Source organism: Paractinoplanes aksuensis, from assembly GCF_024137025.1.
GTDB lineage: Bacteria > Actinomycetota > Actinomycetes > Mycobacteriales > Micromonosporaceae > Actinoplanes > Actinoplanes aksuensis.
This window is the reverse complement of record NZ_JAMYJR010000013.1, coordinates 104,154-120,828: the sequence shown is the minus strand read 5'-3', so window position 1 is coordinate 120,828 and position 16,675 is coordinate 104,154. Positions and strand designations below refer to the sequence as shown.

At 69.1% G+C, this 16,675-nt stretch carries 11 protein-coding genes and 1 pseudogene; 10 read left to right on the top strand and 2 right to left on the bottom strand.

Annotation, left to right across the window (positions count from 1 at the left end; translation table 11 throughout):
- The first annotated feature begins 5 nt into the window (after nucleotides 1-5).
- The 6 genes from M1L60_RS13420 to M1L60_RS13395 all read left to right on the top strand — a co-directional run bounded on the left by M1L60_RS13420 (nucleotide 6) and on the right by M1L60_RS13395 (nucleotide 10,861).
- Nucleotides 6-974: an SDR family NAD(P)-dependent oxidoreductase gene (locus M1L60_RS13420; protein WP_253237716.1), complete on the top strand. Its 969-nt coding sequence runs from the start codon at nucleotides 6-8 to the stop codon at nucleotides 972-974.
- 245 nt (nucleotides 975-1,219) lie between these two features.
- A complete protein-coding gene (locus M1L60_RS13415) occupies nucleotides 1,220-3,379 on the top strand; it encodes a LamG-like jellyroll fold domain-containing protein (protein WP_253237715.1) in 2,160 nt (719 codons plus the stop codon).
- Nucleotides 3,380-3,727: 348 nt separating this feature from the next.
- Complete coding sequence (locus M1L60_RS13410) at nucleotides 3,728-7,576, top strand: ThuA domain-containing protein (protein ID WP_253237714.1); 3,849 nt, start codon at nucleotides 3,728-3,730, stop codon at nucleotides 7,574-7,576.
- A gap of 45 nt (nucleotides 7,577-7,621) precedes the next feature.
- Nucleotides 7,622-8,245, top strand: a complete 624-nt coding sequence (locus tag M1L60_RS13405; RefSeq protein WP_253237713.1) for a hypothetical protein — start codon at nucleotides 7,622-7,624, stop codon at nucleotides 8,243-8,245.
- A 59-nt stretch (nucleotides 8,246-8,304) separates the two neighbouring features.
- The gene (locus M1L60_RS13400) at nucleotides 8,305-9,327 is read left to right on the top strand and encodes a DUF916 domain-containing protein (protein ID WP_253237712.1); all 1,023 of its coding nucleotides are present in this window, start codon (nucleotides 8,305-8,307) and stop codon (nucleotides 9,325-9,327) included.
- Nucleotides 9,328-10,135: 808 nt separating this feature from the next.
- Nucleotides 10,136-10,861, top strand: a complete 726-nt coding sequence (locus tag M1L60_RS13395) for a GAF and ANTAR domain-containing protein (protein WP_253237711.1) — start codon at nucleotides 10,136-10,138, stop codon at nucleotides 10,859-10,861.
- A gap of 159 nt (nucleotides 10,862-11,020) precedes the next feature.
- Here M1L60_RS13395 and M1L60_RS13390 read toward each other — a convergent pair.
- Nucleotides 11,021-12,042: pseudogene (locus tag M1L60_RS13390) on the bottom strand (fatty acid desaturase family protein).
- A gap of 267 nt (nucleotides 12,043-12,309) precedes the next feature.
- Here M1L60_RS13390 and M1L60_RS13385 point away from each other — a divergent pair.
- The 3 genes from M1L60_RS13385 to M1L60_RS13375 are packed head-to-tail and all read left to right on the top strand — an operon-like array spanning nucleotide 12,310 to nucleotide 14,730.
- On the top strand, nucleotides 12,310-12,630 hold the full coding sequence (locus M1L60_RS13385; RefSeq protein ID WP_253237710.1) for a sigma factor-like helix-turn-helix DNA-binding protein: 321 nt from the start codon (nucleotides 12,310-12,312) through the stop codon (nucleotides 12,628-12,630).
- Between the two features lie 37 nt (nucleotides 12,631-12,667).
- Nucleotides 12,668-14,308, top strand: a complete 1,641-nt coding sequence (locus tag M1L60_RS13380) for a Na+/H+ antiporter (RefSeq protein WP_253237709.1) — start codon at nucleotides 12,668-12,670, stop codon at nucleotides 14,306-14,308.
- Between the two features lie 56 nt (nucleotides 14,309-14,364).
- Nucleotides 14,365-14,730: a PRC-barrel domain-containing protein gene (locus M1L60_RS13375; protein WP_253237708.1), complete on the top strand. Its 366-nt coding sequence runs from the start codon at nucleotides 14,365-14,367 to the stop codon at nucleotides 14,728-14,730.
- Here M1L60_RS13375 and M1L60_RS13370 read toward each other — a convergent pair.
- Nucleotides 14,710-15,984: an AI-2E family transporter gene (locus M1L60_RS13370; RefSeq protein ID WP_253237707.1), complete on the bottom strand. Its 1,275-nt coding sequence runs from the start codon at nucleotides 15,982-15,984 to the stop codon at nucleotides 14,710-14,712. The genes M1L60_RS13375 and M1L60_RS13370 overlap by 21 nt on opposite strands.
- Nucleotides 15,985-16,370: 386 nt before the next feature.
- Between M1L60_RS13370 and M1L60_RS13365 the strand changes: the two genes are divergently transcribed.
- Nucleotides 16,371-16,544 (top strand): CsbD family protein, encoded by a 174-nt coding sequence (locus tag M1L60_RS13365; protein WP_253237706.1) that lies wholly within the window; start codon nucleotides 16,371-16,373, stop codon nucleotides 16,542-16,544.
- Nucleotides 16,545-16,675 lie beyond the last annotated feature (131 nt).

The following is a 16,675-nucleotide window of genomic DNA, read 5'->3' as shown; positions in this document are numbered from 1 at the left end:
CCATCGTGATCAAGGACCAGCATCCCCTCGGCAGCGGATTCACCGCCGCCTCCACCACCACCGACATCCTCGACGGCATCGACCTCACGGGCCGGGAAGTGATCGTCACCGGCGGGCACGGCCGGCTCGGGCGCGAGGTCACCCGAGCCCTCGCCACCGCGGGCGCGTCCGTGACCGTCGCCGCCCGCGACCCCCACCGGGCCGCCTTGGGCGAGATCGACGCCGAAGTGGAACAGCTCGATCTCACCGACCCCGCCTCGGTCGACGCCTTCGCGACACGGTGGCTCGCGACGGGCCGCCCGCTGCACGCGCTGGTGAACAACGCCGCGATGCTCTTCAGCCCCGAACTGCGCCTCGACACCCGCGGGAACGAGCTCTCGTTCTCGACCTCCCACCTGGGCCATTTCCAGCTCACCCGGGCGCTCCTACCGGCCCTGAGGAAAGCAGGCGGGGCCCGGGTGCTCACCGTCACCTCGGGTGCCGCCCGTTTCGGCGAGATCCGCTGGAACGACCTCGCCTTCAGCACCGGCTACGACCCGGGCGCGGCATACGGGCAGTCCAAACGAGCGAACGTCCTCTTCACCGTGGAACTCGACCGCCGGTACGCCGACGAAGGCATCCGTGCCTTCGCAGCCCACCCCGGGGTCATCATCGGCCCCGGCCCGCACCACCCGAGCCAGCTCCCCTCCTACCGGGCGCAGGGCCTCGTGGACGAGAACGGCGCGACAATCATCAACCCCGAAGCCGGCAAGAAAACTCTCGCCCAAGGCGCCGCAACCCTGGTCTTCGGCGCGGTGAGCCCCCTGCTCGACGGACTCGGCGGCCTGTACCTCAAAGACAACGACGTCGCGCCCCTGGACGACGCCGTCCGCCCACTGACCGCGGACAACATCCCCTCAGACGCAAACTCAGCCATGCTCGACCCAGCACAGGCCCGTCGCCTCTGGACGGTCACCGAGCAGCTACTGGCCTGACGGAACCCCCCTGGAGAACCCGCACTCGTAGCCACCGCGACCTGGCTCGCCACCGCGCAGGTCACCGGCCACCCAAGCGCCGGCCCGCCAGACCGTCCTCGATACAAGTTCACATACGCGAACCAAATCAATTCAGGTTCATGTATATAGACGTAGTTCTTCTTCTTGTGTTACACATTGTTTCGTCGGCTCCTTCCGGCCGTGGTACCCGTCCCCCTCGCCATGCCGATCCCCAGGGATGTCCTATGAAAATGCCTCGCTTGTTCGCCCCGCTCACCGCGGGGTTCGTCGCATTGGCCATGGTTGCCGGTTCGGCGGTGCCCGCCACAGCAGCAGCGGCTCCGGCCGACGACGGCCGGCTCACCGTGCTGCTGTTCTACAAATCCAACTTCCACGCTTCCCACGTGCAGGCCCGGCAGGCGGTGCGTGACCTGGCCGCCCAGCTCGGCACCCAGTACAACCAGACGGTCGACATCCAGGAGACCGACGACCCGGCGGCCTTCACGACCGCGAACCTCGCCACCAAGGACACTGTGGTCTTCGCGCAGACCGGTGGCGTGCTGTTCAACGCAGAGCAGCGCAGTGCTCTCGAGACCTACATCCGTGGTGGCGGCGGTTATCTTGGCTTGCACTACGCCGGCTGGTCGGTCGGTCAGAGCGAGCACGACGTCAACCCGTTCTACTACCGCCTCGTCGGCGCCGTCTCCGAGGGCCACCCGGAGAACCCCGGCGTCCGGCCGGGTCGCGTGTTCACACCGGACACCGGCCATCCGCTGGTCCAGGGCGTGACGCCCTCGATCACCCGCAGCGACGAGTGGTACGACTGGGTGGTCAACCCGGCGCCCAACGTCCGGACCCTGATCGAGGCCGACGAGTCGTCCTACGGCGGCGGCGCCAACGGCAGCCCGCACCCGATCACCTGGTGCCAGAAGATCGACTCCGGCCGGTCCTGGTACACCGCGATGGGCCACGAAGGTTCGGCGTACGCCGAACCGTACATGCGCGCCCAGATCAAGAACGGCCTGGCGTACGCCGCTGGGTTGCTGAGCGCCGACTGCTCACCACCGGCGCCGCCGAGTGGCGCGGTCCGCTACGAGTTCGAGGAAGGTCAGGGCACCTCCGCCGCCAACACCGGCACCCCCGGTGGCCCCGGCGCCGCCGTCCTGACCGGCACCACCGGCTGGTCGGCCAACGGTGTCATCGGCAAGGCGATCAACCTGCCCGGCGGCAGCACCGCCAACGCGGTCGACCTGCCGGACAACCTGCTGCAGAACGCGGCCAACTTCACCACCGGATTCTGGGTACGCCCCGACACCAAGAACAACTGGACCAGCATGTTCCACATCGGAGACGGACTCGGCTCCGCCGGCAGCTACTTCCACATCCAGATGCAGACCCAGGCCAGCGGCAACACCGGGCTCGCCGCCACTTTCAAGGCGAAGACCGGACCCGAGGAGCGGGTGTACGCCAATCCCGTACGGGACGTGGCAGCCAACCAGTGGAACCACGTGGCATTCACCCGGCAGGGTGCGGTCGGCACGCTTTACCTCAACGGCGTGGCGATCGCGAGCCGTAGCAACCTGACCATCGGCATGAGCGCCATCGGCCCGACCGCCAACAACTGGCTGGGCCGCAACGGGTACGGCGACGCTGCGTTCGACGGTCTGATCGACGACGTACGGACGTACACATCCGCGCTGAGCGGTCCGGAGGTGGCGGCCATGTACAACGAGGGCAACGCCGTCCGCTACACCTTCGATGAGAACACCGGCGCGACCGCCGGAAACTCGGGAACCAAGGTGTCGATCGGCGCGGCCACGCTGCAGGGCACGACGTCCTGGGCAGCTGGACGGATCGGCAGCGCGGTGTCATTGCCCGGCGGCGGCGCGGTCTCGGGCAACCAGGTCAGGCTGCCCGACAACATCCAGGCCGGGCTGACCAACCAGTTCGCCGTCTCCCTCTGGGCACGCCCGGACACTCTGCCGAATTGGGTGCCGCTGCTGCAGATCGGCAGCAGCACAGACACGTTCTTCCTGCTCCAGTCAGGCACGAACAATGGAACCACCGGGTTCGGGGCCACCTTCAAGGCGTCCGGAGCGGCAGCACAGGAACGTCTCACCCTCGGCGCCGGCCGAGACCTGCCGCTCAACCAGTGGACCCACGTGGTGTTCACGATGAACGGCTCGACCGGCAAGATCTATTTCAACGGCGTACTCCAGGCCACCCGGACCAATTTCGGCATCGGCATCGGCAACGTCGGCGTAGGCGGCAACACCACCGCCAACTTCATCGGCGGAACGAGCTGGGGCGACCCCCGCTTCGACGGGCTGATCGACGACTTCCGCCTGTACGGCTACGAGCTTTCCGCCGACAACGTGTCGCAGCTGTATTCAGGCCGCCGGTAGGCACGCTGTCGTATCAGGAACGTGGGCCCCGGGATCTGTCCCAGGGGCCCACGTTCGCACGACTGAGAAAAGTGTTGATCGAGCTGTATATCTCAAGAATTCGGACTCAATTCTCATATGCGGACGCGAGAATTTCTAATCCACATATGTAGACGCAGTTCTTGACTGTGCACTATGGCGTGTCCTACGTTCAGGCCCTCCGTGGTGGTATCCGCCTCGCCGCCACGTCCGCCGAACCTCAAGGGATCCCGTATGAAAGCGCCCTACAGGTCTGCCCGTTTCCGCATATTTAAAGATTTAGCTGCGTTGCTCAATGGCCTGTCTGGCCGGGCCGCCGTAGCTTCTGTCGTGCTGGCGCTGGTCGCCGCGACGACTGCCTCCGTCACCTTCCCCGCCACAGCACTCGCCGCCCCTGACACCGACGGCCGGCTCAACGTGTTGCTGTTCTACAAGCCCAACTTCCATGCCTCCCACGTACAGGCGCGGCAGGCCGTGCGCGACCTGGTCAACGAACTCGGCACGCAGTACGGGCAGCAGGTGGAGATCCAGGAGACCGACGACCCCTCGGTCTTCAACACCAGCAACCTGGCCGACAAGGACACCGTCGTCTTCGCCCAGACCGGCGGCGTGCTGTTCAACGCCGCGCAGCGGTCCGCGCTGGAGGCGTACATCCGCGCCGGCGGCGGTTACATGGGCCTGCACTACACCGGCTGGTCGGTCGGCGAGAGCGAGCACGACGTCAACCCGTTCTACGCCCGCCTGGTCGGCGCCGTCTCCGAAGGACACCCGGAGAACCCCGGTGTACGCCCCGGCCGCGTGTTCGTGAAGGACACCAGTCACCCGCTCACCCAGGGCGTCACGGCCTCGATCACCCGCAGCGACGAGTGGTACGACTGGGTGGTCAACCCGGCACCGTGGGTTCGCACCCTGATCGAGGCCGATGAGACCTCCTACGGCATGGGCCGGCAGGGTTCCTCGCACCCGGTCACCTGGTGCCAGAAGATCGACTCCGGCCGGTCCTGGTACACCTCGATGGGCCACGAGGGCAGCGCCTACTCCGAGGCGTACATGCGCGCCCAGATGAAGAACGGCCTGGCGTACGCCGCCGGTCTGCTGGCCGCCGACTGCTCGCCGCCGGTCAAGGACATCGCCGGCGCCTGGAGCGGTGTCACGCCGTGGCCGCTGGTCCCGATCAACATGGCGCTGACCTCCGACGGCCGGGTGCAGTCCTTCGGCAGCGTCGGCGGCTGGGGCAACGACACCACGCCGTACGACTGGACCGGCAACTCCTCGGTCACCCAGGGCGGCCACATGGAGGTCGACATCTGGGACCCCGCGCAGCCACGAACCTTGGCGAACCTACGCGCAGGCATCATCCCGAACACCACGTACACCGACCTGTTCTGCTCCATGCAGGTGCAGAGCCCGCACGACCACTCCACGATGACGGTCGGCGGTGACGACAGCATGGGCGGCAACGCCCCCAACGACGCCGCGCTCGGTGTCACCAGCTACAGCACGAACAACGGGCTGCAGAACGAAGCGCCCATGAACATCCCCCGCTGGTACCCGACCGGCACCACCATGCCCAACGGTGACGTCGTCGTGCAGGGCGGAAGCCTCCGAGGCGGTCCGGGCGGCCCGGGCGTGCTCACCCCCGAGATCTACACCCCGGAGTCAGGCTCGGGCTGGAAGCTGCTCACCGGCGCGCGGAGCACCGCCGCGTACGGTGACGGTGGGGCCGACCACCCCGGCCAGGACGAGAACCGCTGGTGGTACCCGCGGGCGTTCGTCGCCCCGACGACCGGGACGCTGTTCAACATCACCGGCACGCAGATGTACGAGCTCAACCCCGCCGGCAACGGCGGCACTGGCCAGATCGCGCTGCGGGGTACCCTGCCGGGCGACATCGCCAACCAGGGCGCCAACGGCAACCCGGTCGGTGCCACATCCACCGCCGTCATGTACCGCCCCGGCAAGATCCTGCAGGTCGGTGGCGGCTGGTGGGCCAACGGCGGCGGCCCCGACGGCGCCCGCGGCGCCTTCACCGTCGACATCACCGGCGGCACCGCCAGCCCGGTCGTCACGGCGACCCAGCCGATGAAGTACCAGCGTCACTGGGCCACCGCGACACTGCTGCCCGATGGCAAGGTGCTGGTCTCTGGTGGTAGCCGGGAGAACAACGGCAACGGCGGGTACATCACCAACCCCGAGATCTGGGACCCGGAGACCGGCAACTGGACCGAGGTCGCCCTCCCGCACGAGCATGCCCGGCTCTACCACTCCACGGCGCTGCTCCTGCCCGACGGCCGCGTGATGATCGGTGGCGGTGGCGTCCCCGGCCCGCGCAACTACACGGACGTCGAGTACTACTCGCCCGGGTACCTGTTCGACGGCAACAGCGCCGCTTCGCGCCCGGTGATCAACACCGCGCCGGAGAAGATCGGTTACAACGGCAACTTCCAGGTCACCTCGACCGGTACGGTCTCCCGGGTCACGCTGGTCCGTAACGGCTCGGTGACGCACGGGTTCAACAACGACCAGAACTTCCAGGACCTGGCGTTCAGCCAGTCCGGCAACACGGTCAACATCACGTCGCCGGTCAACGGTAACTACGCCCCGCCCGGGTCGTACATGCTGTTCGTCTGGGACAGTAACGGCACCCCGTCGGCCGCGAAGATCGTCAAGATCGACCCGTCGGTCGCGATGACGCAGCTCAACCCGCGGATCGTCGACCAGTTCGAGTACCCGCGGGTGCCCGCCGAGTGGCGCACCAACACCGCGCCGGCCACCGTGGACGTCGCCGCGGGCAACAACCGGATGTCGCCGTGGACCGTCGAGAGCCCGGTCCAGCTGGTTCGTGGCACCGCCACCGGCCAGGGTGGCCTCGGCCTCACCGGTTACCAGCTCAGCCTGGGTACCGCGGGCAGCATCGAACGCACAGTCAACGATCTCACCCCCGGCCGGACGTACCGGATCTCGCTGCGCTACGCACGCGACGCCCGATCTGCCGGGACCGGGGCGGCGACAGCCACCCTGTCGATCGGCAACCTGAACACCACGCTCACCGCCACCACAGCCCTGCCTTCGACGGCCGCCTACGGCACGTACGCCGGCACCTTCACGGCCGCGACGGCTGCACAGAAGCTCAGCCTGAAAGCTACCGGAGCCGACGCCGGCCTGACGGTCGACGACCTGGTGATCGTGGGCGACGACGCCCCACCGCCAACGGCCACCGGAATTCCTGTCCGGTACGAGTTCGAGGAGGGCGCGGGTACCACCGCCGCCAACACCGGCGTCGGAGGTGGGGCCGGGCCCGCCGTCCTGACCGGGTCCACGGGCTGGTCCACCGACGGTGTGCTCGGCAAAGCGATCGACCTGCCCGGTGGCAGTAACAGCAACGCGGTCGACCTGCCGGACAACCTGCTGATGGGCGCGGCGAACTTCACCACCGCGTTCTGGGTACGCCCCGACACGAAGAGCAACTGGACCGGCCTGTTCCACATCGGTGACGGGCTCGGCAACGCCGGGAGCTACTACCAGATCCAGATGCAGACCCAGGCCGCCGGCAACACCGGACTCGCGGTCACCTTCAAGGGCAAGACCGGCCCGGAGGAGCGGATCTACGCCACTCCGGTCCGGGACGTGGCCGCCGGCGAGTGGAACCACGTGGCCTTCACCCGGCAGGCTTCGACCGGCACGCTGTACCTCAACGGCGAGGCGATCGCGACCCGGAACGACCTGACCGTCGGGATGACGGAGGTCGGCCCGACAACGAACAACTGGCTGGGTCGCAACGGCTACCCGGACGTGGCGTTCGACGGTCTGATGGACGACGTACGGATGTACACGTCCACCCTGAGCGCGGCGGACGTGGCGGCGGTCTACAACGAACGCTCCGCCGAGGTGCCCGTCACCGTGACCGCCCAGCCCCGGTGCATCGCCGGCAAGGCGTACGTCGCGGTACGGGTGCTCAACGACCACGACTCGCCGGTCGACGTCGTCGTGGAGACCCGGTACGGCAACCGGTCCTTCGCCGACGTCGCTCCCGGCGCCGCCGCCTTCCAGTCGTTCGCGGTGCGGGCGGCGACGGTCCCGGCCGGTTCGGTGACCGTCAGGGCCACCGCCACCGTCGGCGGCAAGGAAGTCACCACCACCGTCAACGCCGACTACGCCGCCGAGACCTGCGGCAGCTGACCCTCTGTTCCCGTCCGGAGTAAACATGCCCTTTCTGGAGTACACATGAACGCACGCAACCGCTTGCGCCCCATAGTCGTCGGGGCGGTCACCGTCGTCGCGGCCGCCTTCCCGTCGGCTGTCCAGGCCGAGCCCGGCGACTCGACCGACGTCGAGCTGACCGTCGACATTCCTGAGATCGAGGAGCCGGGCGTGCTCGCGCTCAGCATCGCCGGCAACGCGGTCACCCTGCGGGAGAACGGCTCGGACCTCCTCGTCCGGCAGTTCACCGGGACCCTGCCGACGGTGACCGTCACCGACACGCGCACCGCGGACGAGGTGCCGGCCGGCGCGAACTGGGCCGTACTGGGCAGTTCGAGCTCTTTCACCGGTGCCGCCGGGCAGTCCCCGATCAGCGCCGGTCACCTCGGCTGGAAGCCGCGCCTGATCGACGGAGGCAACAGCGGCCAGGTCACCGAGGGTGAAGAGGTCGTGACGGTGATCGATGACCCGACCCAGCCCGGTAACAACGTCGGCCTGACCGACCAGGAACTCCTGGTCTCCACGTACGACTCGGCCGAGGTCGCCGGCGACTCGTACACCGTGAACGCCGACCTGTACCTGCGAACCCCGGCGGACGTGGCCGCCGGCTCGTACCGAGGGACCCTGACGATCTCCCTGTTCGAGTGATCCGATCCGGCGGGGGCCACGACGGCCCCCGCCGGCCTCCGTTGTCGAAGGACTCCGCCTTGACTGTCCACCTCCCGCGCCGAGCGCTCACCGCGCTCCTCGTCGCGGCCCTCGCCATTCCCCTCACCCCGGACGCGGCGACCGCTGAGCCGGCCCGGGCCACGCTCACCTGGACGGTCCAGCCGGCCGGCGCCGGTGGCCCGGACGGCCGTCGCTGGATCGAGCGCGACCTGGAACCGGGTGCGGTGGTCACCGAACACCTGGCGGTGCGCAACCTCAGCAACACAGCCGCGGTCTTCGCCCTCACTGCAGCCGACGGGTACCTCACGGACAAGGGCCGCTTCAACATGCTCGCCTCGGACCAGCCGTCCACAGACGGCGGGACCTGGATCGCCGTGCAGAAAACGGTGCCCGTCGCGGCGAACGAGACGAAGGTGGTGCCGTTCACCATCACCGTGCCGCGAAACGCCACCCCGGGCGACCACCCGGCGGGCATCGCCGCGTCGATCGCCAGCGGCGCGGGCACGGTGCAAGTGGAGAGTCGCGTCGGGTTCCGGGTGCTGCTGCGTGCCGGCGGCGAGCTCCGCCCGGCCCTGTCGGCTGATCAAGTCAGGGTCCGCTACGAGCGCTCCTGGAATCCGCTGCGCTCCGGCACGATCCATGTGCGGTACGCGGCGGCCAACACCGGCAACGTCCGAGTCGAGGCCCGCGGCCGGGCCGAGGTCGCCGAACTGTTCGGCGCGCACGTCCGAGGCCGGAACGTCAGCGGGGGACAGCTGCTGCCCGGCAGCAATCACATGACAGACGTCCGGATCGGCGGAGTGTGGGCAGTGGGCCGGCTGCGGACCACGCTCACGCTGACCCCGTCGATCCTCGGCACCACAGAAACCAGCACCGTCGCCGCCCCGACGACCGTCACGGTGACCACCTGGGCGCTGCCGTGGGCGCAGCTCATCCTGACGGCTGCGGTCGTCGCACTGGCGCTGGCCCTGCGCACGGCGGTCCGCCTGCGCCGCCGCCGGATGACCCGGATGCTGGAGCTCGCCCGTGAGGAGGGTCGCCGATCCGCGGGCCAAGCCTGAGGTGTGGAGTTCGCTTTCCGGCGGCCTCACCGGGACATCGGCTGGACCCCATGGACGCACGGAAGCCGGTGAGCCGGCCCGGCCTCGGCGGTACCGTTCCGGCTCTCCTCGCTCAACCCGGGGGAACTGAGACGCCGCAGAGTTTGCCAACTCGGCGCGGACGGCGCCGGAAGTCCGATCGAACAACGCGGCGAACGCGGACAGGGTCCGGAGCGACATGCTCGTTCGATGAGCCGAGCCACAAACGCTACGGGGTTGCGGTGGCCGAAACCACCTGATCCTCCGTTCGGGGAACGGATGTCCCGGACCCAGAAGTCCGGGACGTTCTGCGGGCCGGCCGTCCAGAGCGGTTGCTTCCGGCTGACCGTCCGGTCATTCATCCCCGCCCATCGCCCCCGGCCCGGCAGTTGAACAGTGGTATCCCGCTCGATGCGCGGAAACGCCCTGACGGGTATTCGCTGAGGCACGCGAGACTCCGACTGAGTTCGCTGCCCCAGACTTCGGCATCGAAGACCTCTCCATTGAGAGACCTCTATGCCCAATGATGCTGGTGGTAGCACCTTCCGCGTTCACTGCCCTCCTGTTCCGTCTTTGTGTCTGCCGGCCGGACTTCGGGCCCGCGACCGGCCCCGGCTATCCGGGCGGCGGACGAGTGACCCTCACCGCGCAGACTGTCCCGGTCGAGACGGCCCGGCCGGGACAGGCCCCTGGGGACGTGGCAAGCGATGTCGTGGCGCGTAGGGTCTTGTTCGACGGCGGTCGGTCATGACCACCGCCGGCACCGCACCGCAGAAGGGCGGTAGACGCTGTGACCACTGTTTCCGCCGAGCGGCTGGCGACGTTGTTCGTCAATGTCGCCGACACGCTCGTCGACGAGTTCGACGTGGTCGAATTCCTGCAGATGCTCACGCACCGGGTGGCCGGTCTGTTCGACACCGGCGAGGCCGGGTTGATGCTGGCCGACCACCGCGACCGGTTGACCTTCATGGCCGCCTCCGACGAGAGCGCCCGGCTCATGGAGTTGTTCCAGCTTCAGTACAACGACGGCCCCTGCCTCGACGCCTTCCGCACGGCTCAACCGGTGACCAATGTGAACCTGGCCGAGGCCGGGGAGAAGTGGCCCGAGTTCGCTCCGCGCGCCGCCCTGGCCGGCTTCCGGTCGGTCCACGCGTTCCCGCTGCGGCTGCGCAAGCAGGTGATCGGGGCGATGGGCGTGTTCGGCAGCAGCACCGAACTGGATGAGGCGGACTCGCACATCGTGCAGTCCCTGGCCGACGTGGCCGTGATCGGTCTGTTGCAGGAACGCGCCATCCGCCGCGGTGAAGTACTCACCGGCCAGCTCCAGGGCGCGTTGAACAGCCGCGTCGTCATCGAGCAGGCCAAGGGGATCGTGGCTCAGTCCCGGGGCGTGACGCCGGACGCCGCGTTCGGGTTGATCCGTGACTTCTCCCGCCGCAACAACCGCCGGCTCAGCGAGGTGGCCGACACGATCGTCACCGGGTTGCCGAACCTGCCCGACCTGGGTGGCCGCTGACCGGACGCCCGAGCAGAGCCGCGACCTCCAGTTCGTTGCGGCAGCTGGACCACCCAGTCGTCCAGCCGGGAACAGAAAGGTCAGTCCTGCGGGCCGGACCGTATCCCCCTCCAACGACGGCCCGCAGGACTGACCCACTTCCGAGCAAGGTCTGTACGCTCAGCGCGCGTCGCGCAGCGGGGCTCCGACTGCGTGCAGGTGCCGGAGGGCCTGCCGGTACGACTCGACCAGGCTGGTCTCCTCGTACGGGACCCCGGCCCGCTCGCAGTAAGCCTGGACGATGGGCTGCGCCTTGGGCAGATTCGGGGTCGGCATCGCCGGGAACAGGTGATGCTCGATCTGATAGTTGGGGCCGCCCAGGGCCACGTCGGTCAGCCGGCCGCCCGTGACGTTGCGTGAGGTGAGCACCTGCTTGCGCAGGTAGTCCTCGTGACCGGTGGGGTGCGGCATGCCCTTGTGGTTGGGCGCGAAGGTCATCCCCAGGTAGACACCGAAGACTGCGTGATGCACCAGGAAGAACACCAGCGCCTGCAGCGGGGAGAGCACAAGCAGCAGCGCGGTGACGTAGGCGACCAGGTGCATCGCCATGAGGACCGCCTCCAGGCCGCGGCGCTTCATACCCGGGCGCCGCAGCGCCTTGATGCTGGAGATGCGCAGGTCGATGCTGAGCAACGTCAACAGCGGAAAGAACAGGCCGGCCTGGTGCCGGTTGACGAAACCCTTGATCCCGCGCCGGCCCCACGCCGACTCGGTCGCCCAGATCAGCAACTCGGGCTGCACGTCGGGGTCGAGGTCGTCGTGGTTCGGGTTGTTGTGGTGGCGGGTGTGTTTCTCCATCCACCAGCCGTAACTCATCCCGACGGCGACGTCGGCCGCGATCCGGCCCGCCACCTCGCTGGGCTTCTTGGTGCGGAAGACCTGCCGGTGCGCGATGTCGTGAGCGAGCAGGGCGACCTGCGAGAACACGATCCCGAGCAGCGCCGCCACGGCGACGGTCCACCAGGACGAGCCGATCAGGACGAAAGCGGCCCAGGCGCCGGCGAGCATCGCGGTCACCACGCTCGCTCGTACGGCGTAGTGAACGGGGGCCGCTCCAGCAGACCGGCATTGACAATCTGGCGGTTCAGCGCGGCGAAATCACTGCCGGTCGTCCGGGGGCGTGCCGTCACAGATGCGCTCATGGCGCGACTCCTAGAAAAAACTTGCCTGCCTCGTACGGGATTCCGCAGTGACAGACAAGGCCTGATGACAGGCCGCGGAGTCTGGACGGCCGCCGCTCATCGCCGGAGCGGATTTGCGGTCCCCATCGAATACCCGGGGGCCGGGGTGGCAAACCGGCCCGTCAGTATGGCTGTCTCACACCGGGCTACACTGATGTACGCGAGACTGCGACGACTCTCGCTGCCCCAGACCTCGGCATCGACACCCTTCTGCATCGAGGGAAGCTCATGCCTGGACCTGCTGGCGGCCCCTCCGGCGTTCTTTGTCCGCTCGACGCCTCGCCGTCCGACATTCTGGCCACGTCGACCTGGGCCGTCCGGGCGCCCCGCCGACTACAGGAGCTGCGCCTTCTGATCATGGCCGCCCAGAACGAGCTGACGGAATCTGGGCCGTTCCCTGACCGGACCATCCTGATCCGTCACTTCTACGGCCACCAGAGCCAGGCCGAGGTCGCCCGGCAGATCGGAGTCTCCCAGATGCACGTCTCCCGGCTGATCGCTCGGTCGTTGCGGCGGCTCTGCCACGCACTGAATCCGGACAACAGCTGAACCGCCCCATGTTCGCCGACCACGAAAGGCAGACCCGGTGAGCATCGAACCGTACGTGGTTTTCGTCCTCGCCGCCGTCGCCGTGGTCGTGCTGGTGCGCTGGGTCGCCAACCGCACCGGTCTGCCCGCCGCCGCCCTGCTGCCCATCATCGGGATCGCCTACGCGCTGCTGCCCGGCCCCAACATCTCCCTCGACCCGCACGTCATTCTGACCCTCGTGCTGCCGCCGTTGCTGTACAGCGCCGCCCTCGACTCGTCGCTGATCGCGATCCGGCGCAACCTGCGCACGGTCACCAGCCTGTCGGTCATCCTCGTCCTGCTCACCTCGCTGCTGATCGGCGTCGGGTTCTCGTGGTTCGTCACCGGCGCCACGCTGGCCGCCGGCATCGCGGTCGGCGCGGCCGTCGCACCGCCCGACCCGGTCGCCGCGCTGGCCGTCGCGCGCAAGGTCGGGCTGCCGCCCCGCATCGTCACGCTGATCCAGGGCGAGGGGTTGCTCAACGACGCGACCGCCCTCACCATCCTGGCCGTGGCCGTCGCGGCGGCCACCGGCAGCGGCTTCTCGGCGCCGGCTGCCCTTGGCCAATTCCTGCTGGTCACGGCGGGCGGGGTTGCCGCCGGTGGACTGGTTGCGTGGGCCAAGCGTCTGCTGTCGCGGCCGTTGAGCGGCGATCCGCTGATGGCCAACGCCGTCTCGCTGGCCACCCCGTTCGCCGCCTACCTGCTCGCCGAGGAGTTCCAGGTGTCCGGCGTCCTGGCGGTGGTCGTCGCGGGCCTGATCGTCGGCCACCACACGCCGCGTTCGGCCTCCGGCGCGGGACGGTTGCAGACCAACGCGGTCTGGCGGCTGGTCGACTTCCTGCTCGAGGGCTTCGTCTTTCTGCTGATCGGTCAGCAGCTGCCCGCGGTCATCCGGGGTCTGTCGCAGTACGACACGGCGACCATCGTCACCGCGGTCGGCATCACGGTCGGGGTCGTCCTGGTGCTGCGTCCGCTGTGGCTGCTGCTGACCCAGTCCTTGCCCCGTTCCCTGCACCTGTGGCTGGGCAGCGGCGACCGGGGCGCCGACCGGCTGACCGGCCGCGAGGTCACCGCGCTGAGCTGGTCGGGCACCCGGGGTGTGATCAGTCTGGCCGCGATCTCCACCCTGCCGCTGATCACCAGCACCGGCGCGCCCTTCCCGAACCGCGATCTGCTGCAGTTCTGCGCGTTCGTCGTCGTCCTGGTCACCCTGGTCGGCCAGGGCCTCACCTTCGCGCCGCTCGTACGCCGGCTCGGCCTGCACGCCGACCAGAACGACCAGGCCCGCCTGCGCAACGAGGCGCGCGCGGCCGCGACCGAGGCCGCCCTCACCGCGCTCGCCGAGCTGCGGGGGCAGGAGCACCACGACATCTCCGGTCAGGCGATCGACACCATGAGCGGCCAGTTGCGCGCCCGTCTCGCGCGCTACGAGGGCCGGCTGGCCCTGCTGCGGGACAGCGACTCGACCGACGCGCCGATCTCGCCGCGCTACGAGGCCGCTCTGCACGTCCGCCGGGTGACGATCGACGCCCAGCGCGAGGAGCTGCTGCGCCGGCGGGACGCCGGACAACTGCCCGACGAGGGGCTGCGCGTCCTGGAACGCGAGCTCGACCACGAGGAACGGCTGCTGCCCGACCGGCCGGCCCGGCTGCCCTGAGCCGTTTGAACACCAACCGGCCGGGCAATCCGCCGCCGGCCCCACCAGGAGGAAATATGATCACTCAATCCGACCTGCAGTACCTGAACGGCGTCGCCATCCACACCCCCGACGGCACGAGGATCGGCTCCGCCGGTCAGGTCTATCTCGACGACCGCACCGGCGAGCCGGAGTGGATCAGCATCCACACCGGCGGTGCCGGGGAGTCCTTTGTGCCCGTGGGCGCGGCCGTCCTCGCCGGCGACCGGCTCGAGATCCCGTACGCCCCGGCCCAGATCGCGGCCGCACCCCAGATCGACGCGGACCACGACCTCACGCCGGCCGACGAGGACGAGCTGAACGCCTACTACGGCCTGCGCCGCACCGGGCAACTGCGGAAGTACACGGTCAGCGACGAGACCTCATCGGAGTTCCGAGGCTGACGGCGCCACCGGCCCGGTGTCCGAGTTCACCGACGACGCCACCGGCGGCAGCGCCGGCTCCGGTTCACCGGTGCCGGTGTCCGGCGTGTCCGGACGCTCGGTGCCCGGCGGCTCCCGGTCCGGGGTGGGTTCCCCGCCCGGATGGCTGACCAGATAACGGACCGCGGTGTTGACCACCGCCAGCAGCGGGACGGCGACCAGCCCGCCGACGATCCCGGCGACGAGGACGCCGGTGGCGATGGAGAGGATCACGGCCAGCGGGTGCAGCGCCACCGCCCGGCCCATGATCACCGGCTGCAGGACGTGACCCTCCAGCTGCTGCACGGCGATCACGATGCCGAGCACGATGAGGGCCTTTACCGGGCCGACGGTGACCAGGGCGACCAGGATGGCCACGGTGCCGGTCAGCGTGGCGCCGATCACCGGGATGAATCCGCCCAGGAAGACCAGGGCCGCCAGCGGCAACGCGAGCGGGACGCCCAGCACGGCCAGGCCGATGCCGATGCCGACCGCGTCGACCAGGGCCACCAGCACGGTGGCGCGCACGTAGGAGACCAGGGTGTGCCAGGAATAGTGCCCGGCACGGGCGGCCGGGATACGGGCGCTGCGGGGCAGCAGCCGGCACAGGAACGTCCAGATCTGGCCGCCGTCGCGCAGATAGAAGAACAGCGTGAACAGCACCAGGAAGAAGCCGGCCACGAGCTCGCCGACGGTGGTGGCCGTGCTCAGCGCGCCGGTGGTGAGCGCGCCCTGGTTGTCGGTGATCGCCGTGCGTAGCCGGTCCAGGCCGTCGCTGAGCTGGGTCTGCGACAGGTGCAGGGGGCCCTGCACGAGCCAGGTCTGCACCTCGGTGATGCCGTCGGCGATCTGGGTGCTCAGATCGTCGATCTGCGCGATGACGGTCTGCACGATCAGCGCGAGGCCGCCGAACACCACGAGCAGCGCGGCGAGCAGGACGAGCCCCGCCGCCAGCGACCGGTTCGTCCCGCGCTTGCGCAGGGCGGCCGCAACCGGCTCGAACATGGCGGCCAGCAACAGCGCCACCGCCACGGGGATCACCACCACCCGCAGGAGACTGACGACGCGGATCAGCAGATAGGCGACCGCGACCAGCAGGATGATCCGCCAGGCCCAGGCGCCCGCCGTACGCACCCCGCGTGGGATTCCGTCGTCGACGGTCGCGGTGTGCTCGACGAGCATCACCGGGGAGCCGCCCCCGTCTAGTTCCGGGGCGGCGGTGAACGGGGGGATCACGGGCCCGCGCCGGGCGGCGGCGAGTCGTGCGCGTGCTCGTTGACGAGCGGTGTCGGCCCAGACCATGGGGATTGCTCGGCTCCTTCACAACAGAAAGGCGCAGCGGACCGCCGGCGACAAGCGGGGCGGATCCGGGGCGTCCGGACAGAAACGCGGTTGGACAGCAGGCCGCAGGGGTCCGGACGGCCGCCGCGAGCGGCCGGCAAGGCGGCCACGGCATCGAGCACTGTGCCCGGTCGATACCCGGGCCGCCCGGGGGCAAACAGCTTCGGCCCGCCCCGGGTGTTTCGCGTCGTCCGTCGAGGGCACCCACACTGCGGAACCGCTGCTTCGACTGGGCCGCGTCAACCGGCAAGGCCAGACCGTGAGCGCGGGAGAGGATCATCATGGGACTCGATGACAAGATCGATAACAAGGCTCAGGAAGCCGAAGGCAAGGCCAAGCAGGGCGTCGGCGAGGCCACCGACGACAAGGACCTGAAGGCCGAGGGCAAGGCCGACGAGAAGTCGTCGAAGGTCAAGCAGGCCGGCGAGAAGATCAAGGACGCCTTCAAGCGCTGAGCGTCACATCGGCAGGCCGGGCCTGCACCCGCGCGCCCGACAATTCCTGATCGGATTGCCGTCGTCGCCGCCCCCGCATACCGGGGGCGGCGATGCTCGTTTCCGACCCTTTCCTGCCTCCACGAGGACGT

Excerpts from the sequence above, each read along its gene's own strand:
- M1L60_RS13415 (WP_253237715.1), top strand. The coding sequence starts at position 1,220 with ATGAAAATGCCTCGCTTGTTCGCCCCGCTCACCGCGGGGTTCGTCGCA.
- M1L60_RS13405 (WP_253237713.1), top strand. The coding sequence starts at position 7,622 with ATGAACGCACGCAACCGCTTGCGCCCCATAGTCGTCGGGGCGGTCACC.
- M1L60_RS13375 (WP_253237708.1), top strand. The coding sequence starts at position 14,365 with ATGATCACTCAATCCGACCTGCAGTACCTGAACGGCGTCGCCATCCAC.
- M1L60_RS13365 (WP_253237706.1), top strand. The coding sequence starts at position 16,371 with ATGGGACTCGATGACAAGATCGATAACAAGGCTCAGGAAGCCGAAGGC.
- M1L60_RS13385 (WP_253237710.1), top strand. The coding sequence starts at position 12,310 with ATGCCTGGACCTGCTGGCGGCCCCTCCGGCGTTCTTTGTCCGCTCGAC.